Source organism: Mangrovimonas sp. ST2L15 (assembly GCF_001280515.1).
GTDB lineage: Bacteria > Bacteroidota > Bacteroidia > Flavobacteriales > Flavobacteriaceae > Mangrovimonas > Mangrovimonas futianensis.
Genome location: NZ_LBIQ01000035.1, coordinates 311973 through 324102, shown reverse-complemented (window position 1 = coordinate 324102; position 12130 = coordinate 311973). Strand labels below are relative to the sequence as shown.

Here is a 12130-nt window from a genome sequence, read left to right as displayed (position 1 = left end):
TCCTTATTAGAGATAACCAAAGTGTTCTAACTCTTTAAAAGCCTCCTCATTAAATTTAGTTATTAAATCAGAAGGCATTTCGGTTTTGTAATTACCTATCATACCCTTTCTAAAAAAACTTTCAGAGGTACTTGTTCCTTTATATTTATTTTGATAATCCCAACCATATTTAACCACCTTTTTTCGTAATATTTCAATCGAATTAGAATTATAAATTTTCATAACATCATTATCCGTAATCTCTATTTCAATAAATTTAGAAATTCTTTGAAGTGTTGATATAGGGTTGTTCAATAAGTCTTCATATTTAACTATAATTAGTTCCGCTTCAAAAGGGTTTTTTATCCACTCTCTAGTATGTAAATGCCATTTGGTCGGGTAAACACCCTTACCATCTAAAACCATTGCTTCCAAAGTATTAGAATAACTAGGATCTCTTGATTTCTCCATTTTATAGTAAGAAACCATAGCGTCTCTACCATCTCTAACTAAATGAATTACTCTTCTATACTCCTTTTTTGGTAGGTCATGGGTTTTAAAAATCATGCTATTAAAAAGTCTTTTATAATAATGTTTAGCATGAACATCTGGCACTATTTCACTAACAATTTGAGGTGATATTCTTTCAGATGTAGAATTTAAAATTATACCTGTAAGTAAATTTTGCATCCATGTATTACCAGATTTTGGAAATCCTGCTACAAAAATATCCTCGGGTTTAGTGTTACCAATTTGATCAAAATGGTGCTGCCTCAAAATAGTCTCAGCTCTTTCCTTAACAAGCTTGTCTATTTTAAAATATCTTCTTACTAATTTTTTATAATTAAGCATCTAACTTCCACTGTATTTTAGGAGCTACCAATCCAGGCCATTTTTCAATGTATGTGGAGCCACTTGAATAATCATTTTGAATATCAATTACTAAAACATCAATAGGCTCGATTAAAACTTGCCTTCCCGGCACTCCAGCATTTAGCATTAACACATACTGTTTATTATTTAATAGATTTGAAGGTAATGTTAATTCAAGTGAATATTCTCCTTCACTTAGTAAGTGCTTCGTTTTTTCATGAGAACTTGTCGCAAACGCAATTTCTTGAGCGGAATTTTTCACCGTTAGATTAAATCGTAAACCTTTAATATTTTCATTCAAATAGAATTTAATTTTAACTATAATATTTTCTGATTGTAGAAAAGTTGATCTCAGTTTTCCGTAGTCATCTTCTGTTGACACTTTCAATAACTTAACACCTAAATCTCCAACAGGATTTTCAGAGTAATCAATTTCACTTGATCCTTGACTGCTATTTTCTTCAAGGTTTAAATAAAAATCCACCCCATCTTGAGCCGTTCCTTCAAACGCCGTTTGCCCATGGACCAATACAATAGCCCGAGTGCACAAGCTTTTAACCGCTGCCATATTATGGCTCACAAACAAAACGGTACGCCCTTCACCTTGACTTATATCCTGCATCTTCCCAATGGCTTTTTTTTGAAACTCGGCATCTCCTACAGCCAAAACTTCATCAATAACCAAAATATCAGGTTCTAAAAAAGCAGCTACGGCAAAAGCCAGTCGCACCCGCATCCCACTGCTATATCGTTTTACAGGCGTATCCACATAGCGAGCACACCCACTAAAATCGATAATTTCTGCTTCCTTGGCCCGTATTTCCTTTTTGGTCATCCCCAAGATGGCCCCATTCAAATAAATATTCTCCCGGCCCGTGAGCTCTGGGTGAAAGCCAGTGCCTACTTCAAGCAAACTGGCAATCCGTCCTCGGGTTTTGATTTCCCCCGTAGTTGGCGAGGTCACCCGTGATAGTATTTTAAGCAATGTACTCTTTCCGGCACCATTCTTCCCAATAATCCCCAACACTTCGCCTTGTTGCACCTCAAAATTAATATCTTTAAGAGCCCATACGTACTCGCTATCAGCCTCTGTACTTCTATCATTCACACTCCCCACCTTCAAATAAGGATCCTCTTTCCCACGCACCCGGTGCCACCACCTGTTAAGATCATGACTTAAGGTACCGGTACCCACCGTTCCGAGACGGTATTGTTTACTAATGTTTTCGGCTTTTAAAATAACTTGACTCATAAACTACACAGAATCCACAAAGGTTTTTTCAGTTTTATTAAAAACAAGCAACCCAATAAAGAAAGTAAAAACGCTTATGATAAAAGTAAGTAACAACTTACTCCAATCAAAAGTTCCCGAACTTAAAAACATAATACGAAATCCTTCCACAATTTGAGAAACTGGATTATACGCAACAAACTGAGCTACAAAATCTGGGAATTTTCTTTGGGCTTCGGCAATAGGATAGGGTACCGCCGAAAGATACATCAATAAAGACACTCCAAAACCCAATAAAACATTCAAATCTCGATATTTGGTGGTCCAAGAGGAAACCAACATCCCCAATCCCAATCCCAGCAAAGCCATCATTAGCACATAGATAGGAAACAAGAATAAGTAAATATTGGGACTAATGGTTTTCCCATCAATAACATAATAAATATAAAAACAACCGAAAATAAATAATTGAATGCCAAACTTAAGCAAGTTGGAAAAAGTAATGGATAAAGGCATAATTGCCCTAGGAAAATAGACCTTCCCAAAAATCCCTTGGTTCTTCAAAAAGGTACTTGAAGTCCCCATAAAACATTCCTTAAAATAGTTCCAAGCAGTAATACCTGCCAAATTGAAAAGAAATGGTGGCACAGGACCCGTTTGAATCCCTCCCATACGGTTAAAAATTAAAGTAAAAATAACCGACGTGAACAATGGCTGAATAAGATACCATAAAGGACCCAGAATGGTTTGCTTATAAACAGTGACAATATCCCGCTTGACAAACAAAAACAACAAATCACGATACCGCCAAATCTCCTTCAAATTGAGATCCAACAACGAATGCTTAGAAGATATGGTATAAAGCCAAGGGGCTTCTTGCTTGGTATTCAAAAATAGCTTGATTAATAGGTTGATGCTAAGATAAGAATTGCAGAACCTTATAAAAATGTTTTGGTGAAAAATGGATGAAGTTGTTAATAAAATGGATGTTTTTGAAAAAGTATCAAGTTGAAGGTAGAAGTCAGGTGATGTTTAAGCAAATAAGAAAACCACAACTCAATCCCACTTGGCTTGGTTCTCGATACACCTCCTTACAGTCGGCACTCAAACTGACAACGTCTTTTTAACCTCCCCATGTCACTTCGAGTGATTTTATGGAGCGCAGCGGAATAAAATTGTATCGAGAAGCTTGTCACTTCGAGCTTTGTCACGGCATTCATCGTCGGGATCGTTCAAGGAACAACGGAGAACGATTGTATCGAGAAGTCAATTAACAAAGGACTCACTATTCCCCATTCACTATTCTATTTTCTATGCTCTATATTCTTTTTTCTTAAACACTAGCCATCTTGACTCCTGGCTCTAGCATCCTGAATCTCAATTTCCTTATTTTTCATTAAAAACCTTCCAAGTCAAACCCAACCCTTCCTTAACAGTTACTTCGGGCTCATAGCCCAATAAGCGCTGACCTTTAGAAATATCTGCCAACGAATCACGCACATCCCCCATACGTGGCGGACCATAAATGGCTTCAAGTTCTGATTCTGCGGCTTCCTTTAAAGTATGCCACAAAGTATTGACCGAGATTCGTTCTCCACAAGCCACATTAAACACCTCATTGGCTGCCTCCTTGCTGGCAAAAAGGCCTTTAACATTGGCTTGCACCGCATTGGCCACATAGGTGAAATCACGGGTCTGCTCCCCATCGCCATTAATCTTAGGCGGTTTATTTGTTTTCAGGGCTTGCATAAACAAAGGAATAACCGCGGCATAGGCACCATTCGGACTTTGCTTGGGGCCGAAAACATTAAAGTAGCGCAGTCCAATGACATCAGTACCATAGGTTTTACCAAACACATCGGCATACAATTCATTCACATATTTGGTTACCGCATAGGGCGATAAAGGCTTTCCAATAACAGCTTCCACTTTTGGTAAACTGGCACTATCCCCATAAGTGGAACTAGATGCCGCATAGACCATTCGTTTCACAGATGGACTATCTTTCAAGGCAATCAACATATTTAAAAAACCAGAAATGTTCACGGCATTGGTAGTCGCTGGATCATCTATCGATCTGGGCACCGATCCCAAAGCTGCTTGGTGAGAGACATAATCCATCCCTACCATGGCCTTATGGCACATATCCAAATCACGAATGTCTCCTTCCCAAAGTTCAAATTGAGGGTGCTCCATAAACTCAGTAAGATTCTCCCGGTATCCATTGGAAAAATTATCCAACACTCGCACTTTCTTGGCTCCATGAGCCAATAAATAGGCTACTAAATTAGAACCGATAAAACCTGCACCACCAGTCACTAAAAATGAACATTCCTTGATTTGATCTGTTACCATACCTTGTCTTTAAGTAACGTAAAGATAGCGCTTTATATAGGCTTTAAAAATCATCTAGCCAGATTTTAATCGAAATTATGGAATGAAGAAAGTTCCCTCTCCCTTTATTTTCACTCATTATCTTCACTAAACCTGAAAACTCCCCTCTTTAGACAAAGTGGGGTGGACAGCTACAAGTGCGCTTGGAGCTGGACGGGGTGTTTGAACTGTTTTTATGTATCTTTAAACATGCCCAACAAGCAAAACATTCACAACAGATTAAACCTGAAAGAAAAAAGGCAGGATCTAAGGAATCATTTAACTCCTGCTGAAGCCTTTTTATGGACCCACCTCAAGAGCAAAAAACTAAAGGGTAGAAAATTCAACAGACAACATAGTATTGGAAATTACATTGTCGATTTCTATTGTGCCTCAGAAAAATTGATTATTGAATTGGATGGTGAAGTCCATAATAACCCCATTGCGGAGGAATACGACAAACACAGAACTGAATATCTGAACCAATTGGGGTATCAAGTTTTAAGATTTGAAAACAAAATGGTGTTTGACTATTTGGATTCTGTTCTCAAAGAAATTAAAGATTCGTTTAAAGATGTATAGCAAACCCTCCGTCCAGACCAAAAAGGCCTGGACACCTCCCTTTAACTAAAGGGAGGAGCCATATCTGATATCCTTGAGACTACAATTAAAACCCATTGCGCTAATTTTTATATGTATCAAAAGTCAAAACCATATTTCGGCAACGCCGAAAAACCGATGGTCTGCAAACTCATGAGTCCATAAAAAATAATGATTCACTGTATCTCCCCAAGCGCAGTCGAGGGGTTAATTTAAAACCGTTATTCTTCCAAGAGGTCTCGACTGCGCTCGACCTGACAACCATTTTTAGTCCCATGTCAATTCAAATTGATCCACCTGTGAGGTAAATTGTTCAAAGAGCAACGAAGAACGATTGTATCAAGAAGTCTATATTCCTTTTTCATTGTTCTTTTCTCTAAAAAACCAAATCTGTCTTGGCTCTTGTTTCTTGTTTCTTGATTCTTGACTCCTGATTCCAATCAAGGCCCTATAATCTAGCATCCACCAACTCCTTGGGCAGTAAAGACTTCACATCAAAAACAACCGTTTTATCAGCTTTCATCCCAGCAATATCCAATCCTAAAAACTCTTTATGTGATACCGCCAAAATAACAGCATCATAGGTGGCTGCCAATTGGGAAGCATCATTTATCAAGGGAAGCCCATACTCCTCAAGCACCTCATCCTCAGAAGCCCAAGGATCATAAACATCCACTTCGATATCATAGGTTTGAAGCTCTTCAATAATATCAATAACGCGCGAATTACGGATATCAGGGCAATTCTCTTTAAAGGTGATACCGAGTACCAAGACCTTAGCTCCTTTAATGGTTGCTCCCTTCTTGATCATCATTTTCACGGTTTCAGTCGCTACATAGCCGCCCATACTGTCATTCATTTTACGACCAGCTAAAATAATCTCAGGATCATAACCCGCTTCAATGGCTTTTTGTGCCAGATAATAAGGATCTACACCGATACAATGTCCTCCTACTAATCCTGGGGTAAATTTGATAAAATTCCACTTGGTTCCTGCTGCTTCCAAGACCGCTTGGGTATCAATATCCAAAAGACGGAAGATTTTAGAAAGCTCATTGACAAAGGCGATATTGATATCCCTCTGGGAATTCTCGATCACCTTAGCTGCTTCTGCCACTTTAATGGAGGGCGCTAAATGCGTACCTGCTGAGATAATGGAACGATACAAAGCATCAACTTCTTGGGCCACCTCGGGTGTACTTCCAGAAGTCACCTTTAAAATCTTGGTCACCGTATGCGTTTTATCTCCAGGGTTGATACGTTCAGGTGAATAGCCTGCAAAAAAATCTTGATTGTATTTCAAACCAGACATCTGTTCCAAAATAGGGACACAAAACTCTTCGGTAACTCCCGGATAAACGGTCGATTCATAAATAACAATGTCGCCTTTTTTAAGCACTTGCCCCACAGTTTCACTCGCCTTTTGCAAAGGGGTAAGTACAGGTCGCTTCAGAGCATCAGTGGGTGTGGGAACCGTAACAATATAGATTTGGGAGGCAGCCAGATCCTGCACCTCTTTAGTAATTTTCAGACCAATATCTTGGGAACTTTCCGATAAAACAGCTTTTAAGTCTTCAGAAGACACCTCAAGCGTATGGTCCTCTCCTTGTTGCAATTCACGCACCCGTTTGCTATTGATATCAAAACCAATAGTGGCATAGGCTTTACCAAACTCAACGGCCAATGGGAGTCCCACATAGCCCAAACCAATTACTGCAATCTGTTTATCCATCAAAATGTATCCTTAAAATCGTTTAATAAACTGCTTAACCTTTTCCCATCTCGAAACGCGTCCATTTTGATGATAGGCATTTCCATAAACACCATAGCCATAGCCATAGCCGTAACCATAGCCATATCCGTATCCATAATTATGGTTGGATTTATGCTTATAAAAGTTAAGTACAAAATGAACATTCTTCATCTCTCCGTTGCGATATTTGGCATTAACCAATTGCAACATCCCTTTTTTGGTGTAATCCAACCGCACCATAAATAAGGTCGTATCGGCATATTTTGTCAATTCCAAAGCATCTGTTACCAATCCCAATGGTGGCGTATCCAACACGATGATATCATAAGTTTGTTTGAGTTCTGCCATCAAGGTGGCCATTTTCGGACTCATCAGCAATTCTGAGGGATTGGGCGGAATAGGTCCCGAAGTGACCACATCCAAATTTTCGATATGGGTAGCACTCTTTACATCTTCAAAGCTTCTTTCCCCAATAAAATAATTAACCAAACCATATTCGTTGGTCAAATCAAAATCATCAAAGATTTTAGGTTTCCTTAAATCCAAACCTAACAAAATGGTTTTCTTTCCAGAAAGCGCATACACCGTAGCCAAATTAATCGAGCAAAACGTCTTTCCTTCCCCACTAACCGAAGAGGTAACCATAACTGTTTTTCCTCCTGTGGATTCCTCTTTATTCAGTATAAATTGCAAACTAGAGCGAATGGCCCGAAAGGATTCGGCGACCGCCGATTTCGGTTTCTCAAACACCACCAAATTATTGTGGTAGCGGTATTTCCCTAATAACCCAATAATTGGAATTCGGGAAAGGGTTTCCACTTCATCAGACCCATGTATGGTATTATCCAATAAAAAGAGAACAAAAATAAAAGCCAAAGGGATAAAGGTTCCCATCATCAAGGCCATCATATAGTTCAAATTGTGATTGGGACCTATACGTCCGCCTCCAATATCCTTGGCTTCATCAATCACCGTAATATCCGATACATTGGCTGCTTTGATAATCGCTGCCTCACTGCGCTTCTTCAAATAAATATCATAAGCTTCTTGGCTCAAATCCAATTCCCTTTGGATTTTCAAAAAGGTTTGCTGTTCCTCAGGCAGATTAGAAAGTTTGCCATTCAAACGCCCCATTTCCTTTGAAATACTGTTTAAATTAAGTTGAATGGTATTCCTAGTGGCATCAATGGTTTCCAAAAGCACGTTCTTCTCAGAATCAATCCGTCGATCCAATTCATCAAACAATTCCGAATCCTCACGGGTGGTATATTCCAAATTTTGTCGTTCAATGGCCAGTCCCGTAATTTTACTTACACTGCTGAGGATATTCCCTTCATTGATTCCTACCGAAGTGGGAGCCGCTATATTGACATAGTTGTCTTTGGTTCTCAAATAATTTTCTAAATTGTCTAGATATAAAATCTTGGCTTCCTCTTCCCGCTTTTGTTGTTCAAACCCTTTTAAGCGCTCCGAGGTCTCCAACATTTCATCCTGTATCGTTAACACCTGATTCTTTTTCCGGAATTCATTCATCTGGTCATTGACTTGAACCAAGTCGGTATTGACCTTGTTTAGGGTACTATCTATAAATCGAATGGTATTGGTGGCATAAAGATTTTTTCGTGCCAACTCCTCCCGACTTAAAATAGCAGCCGTGGTATTCAAATAATCGACAATCTTCGCCTTATTGGTTCCCGATAAGTATAACTTAATAACAGAAGAAGCATTTTTCTCAAAAGGAGACACCTTTACATAATTTTTGTATTGATTAACAATGCCATCAAAATTTAAAAACTGCACAAAAAACTCACTCCCGGGTTTGACCGGCTTCACCAAGTTGATTGTTCCATTGAAAAATGGCAAATGAATGGGTTGGTTTATAGCAAAGGTTTCTTTGTATTCGCCCAAAGGTAAAGTGACTTCTTCCTTTTCCTTTGTTACATAATTCTGAATGGTTCCGGCTGAGTTTTCAAAGGTAGCAAACAATTCAACTTTGTTACCTTCCAAAAAACGCAATCCCAAAGGAAATCCCAACAACTGTCCTCCAGTAGTATCCAAACTGACCCGAAAGGGAGCCTGGTGATAAATATCCTCTTTGCGGTATTTCCCCTCCTTAAGATATTCCATATAAAACTGCAAGGAGTCAACCACCTTTTCGTTGTGATTGCGGGTCCCCAAGGTGGTCATGGTTTTCCCCATTTTACCGGAAACACCACCCCAATTAAAGGAAATACTAGTAGTTGTAGTAAAAAACGGGCTTTGGTCGTTTTCCACAGATATTAAAGAGGTCAAGGCATAAACATTGGGCTTTCGCACGTTCACCATATAAGCCACCAACATGGCTAGACCAACACATACCAAAATCAGCTTCCAATTATTCAAGATTTTAAACAAATACCCTCTAAAATCAAAAGTGATTCGAGATTCTTGGGTTTCTAAATCTTGTATATCAAATTGAGACATCTTACAAACGATCGATTAAAAGAAGTGTGGTTGACACAACTGTAATAATTGAAAAAACAGTCAAGAAAGTATCCTTCCCAGTGGTTCCAAAACCCCAACTGACTTGTTTCAATGGTTTCACATAAATAATATCATTGGGCTGGATATAATAATAAGGAGACTCCATCACTTTCACATCTGTCAAATCAATGTGATGAATTTGTTGTCCTTGGGGGTATTGACGAATTATCAACACATCCTTTTTATTTCCAGTCATAGGAATCTCCCCCGCATTGGCAATGGCCTGAAACACATTAACACGCTCTTGAAACAAGGTATTTGTTCCTGGACTTCCAATTTCGCCATTGACAGTATATCGTAAACCTGTTAATTTTACTGTGACAAAAATTTGGGCAGTCTCTTTAAAATGCTCAGTCAATAACTTCTCCTTAATCATGCCTTCAATCTCCTCCAAGGTATAGCCCAACACATTCATTTTACCTAATAAAGGAATACGGATTTCTCCGTGCAAGTCCACCGTAAACCCATCAAAATAGGCTCTTTGATCACTATCGGCATTCAGGTTTTCTTCCCCCACCGGGTTAAAAATGGTCAGTTTCTCTTGATCCAATCCCCGAACACGAATGTTCAACACATCATTGATTTGAACCCGATAGGGTTTCTGGGTTTCTGTAATACGAGGAATCGTATCGGCTCCATAAGCCTGTTCCTTATTTTGTAAATACACCAAATCCTTATGGGGAATGCAGGAAGTAAAAAAAAGGGTGATCACCACCCCTACAAGCATACACACGTTCTTCATTTGAAAGCGCCTAGTTTAGTAACAAATATAAGTTTTAGATACTAATATCAAAACTAAAGGAGCTAAATTTGGGTTTTATACGTTTATTTGCAAAAAAATAGCACCCTTGAATTATTTAACGGTTGAAAATATAGCCAAATCCTATGGAGAAGTCACCTTGTTTCAAGACCTCTCCTTTAGTGTCCATAAAGATCAAAAAATTGCTTTCGTTGCCAAAAACGGAACAGGTAAAACCTCTATCCTTAACATGTTGGCCGGAAAGGATGTCCCCGACTCTGGAAACATCATTTACCGAAACAATCTAAAGGTAGCCTTTCTACCGCAGGAACCAGAGCTAGATGATACACTTACCGTAGAGGCTTCCATTTTTGATGGTGACAACCCCATTTTGGATGTCATTAACCGTTATGAAAAGGCCCTTTTAAATCCGGAAGATACCGAAGCCTACCAAAAGGCTTTTGAAGCCATGGACCGCCACCAAGCTTGGGATTTTGAGACCCAATACAAACAAATCCTGTTTCAATTGAAACTGGAACAATTGGATCAAAAAGTTGGGATGCTTTCCGGAGGACAAAAAAAACGGTTGGCCTTGGCCATGGCCCTATTAAAAAAGCCAGACCTTTTGATTTTGGATGAGCCTACCAACCACCTAGACTTGGAAATGATTGAATGGTTGGAGTCCTTTTTCGCTAAAGAGCAACTCACCCTTTTTATGGTTACTCACGATCGCTATTTCTTAGAGCGCGTGTGCAATGAAATTATAGAATTAGACCATGGGCAACTCTTTAGCTATAAAGGGAACTATTCTTATTACCTAGAGAAAAGAGAAGAACGTATCGATCGTGAAACGGTGGAAACGGGAAAGGCAAAACAACTTTATAAAAAAGAATTGGACTGGATGCGACGCCAACCTAAGGCCCGTACCACCAAATCAAAATCCCGAATAGACGATTTCCACGATATCAAACAAAAAGCGCACCAACGTAGAAAAGACCATGTGGTGCAATTGGAATTGAATATGGAGCGCTTAGGAAACAAGGTGGTCGAATTCCATAAGGTTTCCAAGAGTTTCAAAGACAAGACCATTCTCAACCAATTTGAATACAATTTTCAACCTGGCGAACGGGTAGGTATCATTGGAAAAAATGGAACTGGTAAATCTACCTTCCTCAACCTTTTGACAAAATCCATAGCTCCAGATGGCGGAAAAATTGTGCATGGAGAAACGGTCAAATTGGGATACTATACCCAACAAGGGATTAACATAAAACCCCAGCAAAAAGTAATTGAAGTCATCAAAGAGTTTGGGGAGTTTATCCCTTTGAAAAAAGGAAAACAAATCAGCGCGCAACAACTCTTAGAGCGCTTTCTATTTGACCGAAAGAAACAATATGATTTTGTAGAGAAGTTAAGCGGTGGAGAGCGGAAGCGCCTGTACCTTTGTACCGTTTTAATCCAAAATCCCAACTTTTTGATTCTGGATGAGCCAACCAACGATTTGGATATTGTAACCTTAAATGTCTTAGAAGATTTCCTTTTAGATTTTCCAGGTTGCTTTATAGTGGTTTCTCACGACCGGTATTTTATGGATAAAATTGTGGATCATTTACTGGTATTTAAGGGAGAGGGAGAAATTGATGACTTTCCAGGTAACTATACCGATTACCGAGTGTATGAAGATAGCCGACCACAAGAAACGGAAAGTGATAAAAAGGAGAAAAAGGAGTGGAAAAAAGACAGCAATAGCAAACTATCTTACAATGTGCAAAAGGAGTTCAATAATCTGGAAAGCAAAATAAAGGCTTTGGAAAAAGACAAGTTGGAATTAGAAACCCTGTTCCATGATACCAGCCTAACCAATGACCAGATCCAAGAGCTCTCCCAAAAACTCCAATCCCTACTGGATGATATTGAAGAAAAGGAACTGAGATGGCTAGAACTCTCCGAAAAAATGGAAGACTAGTATAGTGTATCGTTGTTGGTTGTTGGTTGTTGGTTCTTGATCCTAAATACTAATGAATCATTGCTAATTGCTAATTGCTAATTGTTAATTGTA

10 protein-coding genes are annotated in these 12130 nt (G+C 38.9%); 3 read left to right on the top strand and 7 right to left on the bottom strand.

Annotated elements, in window-relative coordinates; translation table 11 throughout:
- Nucleotides 1-6 precede the first annotated feature (6 nt).
- From ZA07_RS14510 to ZA07_RS14500, 3 genes are read right to left on the bottom strand one after another with little or no spacing between them, the layout of a single operon-like run.
- Nucleotides 7-831: a sulfotransferase domain-containing protein gene (locus ZA07_RS14510; RefSeq protein WP_053972478.1), complete on the bottom strand. Its 825-nt coding sequence runs from the start codon at nt 829-831 to the stop codon at nt 7-9.
- Entirely contained in the window at nt 824-2104 is a 1281-nt protein-coding gene (locus ZA07_RS14505; protein WP_053972477.1) for an ABC transporter ATP-binding protein, read from the bottom strand. Before ZA07_RS14505 ends, ZA07_RS14510 begins: the two co-directional genes overlap by 8 nt.
- Before the next feature lie 3 nt (nt 2105-2107).
- Entirely contained in the window at nt 2108-2974 is an 867-nt protein-coding gene (locus tag ZA07_RS14500; RefSeq protein WP_053972476.1) for an ABC transporter permease, read from the bottom strand.
- A gap of 101 nt (nt 2975-3075) precedes the next feature.
- Between ZA07_RS14500 and ZA07_RS16345 the strand changes: the two genes are divergently transcribed.
- Nucleotides 3076-3210: a hypothetical protein gene (locus ZA07_RS16345; protein ID WP_255349987.1), complete on the top strand. Its 135-nt coding sequence runs from the start codon at nt 3076-3078 to the stop codon at nt 3208-3210.
- 259 nt (nt 3211-3469) lie between these two features.
- On the opposite strand, the gene ZA07_RS14495 is transcribed toward ZA07_RS16345, so the two are convergent.
- Nucleotides 3470-4438, bottom strand: a complete 969-nt coding sequence (locus ZA07_RS14495; protein ID WP_053972475.1) for an SDR family oxidoreductase — start codon at nt 4436-4438, stop codon at nt 3470-3472.
- Nucleotides 4439-4666: 228 nt separating this feature from the next.
- On the opposite strand from ZA07_RS14495, the gene ZA07_RS14490 reads away from it, so the two are divergent.
- On the top strand, nt 4667-5038 hold the full coding sequence (locus ZA07_RS14490) for an endonuclease domain-containing protein (RefSeq protein ID WP_053972474.1): 372 nt from the start codon (nt 4667-4669) through the stop codon (nt 5036-5038).
- Nucleotides 5039-5504: 466 nt separating this feature from the next.
- Here ZA07_RS14490 and ZA07_RS14485 read toward each other — a convergent pair whose 3' ends face one another.
- From ZA07_RS14485 to ZA07_RS14475, 3 genes are read right to left on the bottom strand one after another with little or no spacing between them, the layout of a single operon-like run.
- Complete coding sequence (locus tag ZA07_RS14485; RefSeq protein ID WP_053972473.1) at nt 5505-6788, bottom strand: nucleotide sugar dehydrogenase; 1284 nt, start codon at nt 6786-6788, stop codon at nt 5505-5507.
- Between the two features lie 12 nt (nt 6789-6800).
- On the bottom strand, nt 6801-9272 hold the full coding sequence (locus ZA07_RS14480) for an exopolysaccharide transport family protein (protein ID WP_053972472.1): 2472 nt from the start codon (nt 9270-9272) through the stop codon (nt 6801-6803).
- Between the two features lies 1 nt (nt 9273).
- Nucleotides 9274-10074, bottom strand: a complete 801-nt coding sequence (locus tag ZA07_RS14475; protein WP_053972471.1) for a polysaccharide biosynthesis/export family protein — start codon at nt 10072-10074, stop codon at nt 9274-9276.
- 106 nt (nt 10075-10180) lie between these two features.
- Here ZA07_RS14475 and ZA07_RS14470 point away from each other — a divergent pair, with 106 nt between their 5' ends.
- Nucleotides 10181-12037 (top strand): ABC-F family ATP-binding cassette domain-containing protein, encoded by a 1857-nt coding sequence (locus ZA07_RS14470; protein WP_053972470.1) that lies wholly within the window; start codon nt 10181-10183, stop codon nt 12035-12037.
- The last annotated feature ends 93 nt before the right edge of the window (nt 12038-12130 follow it).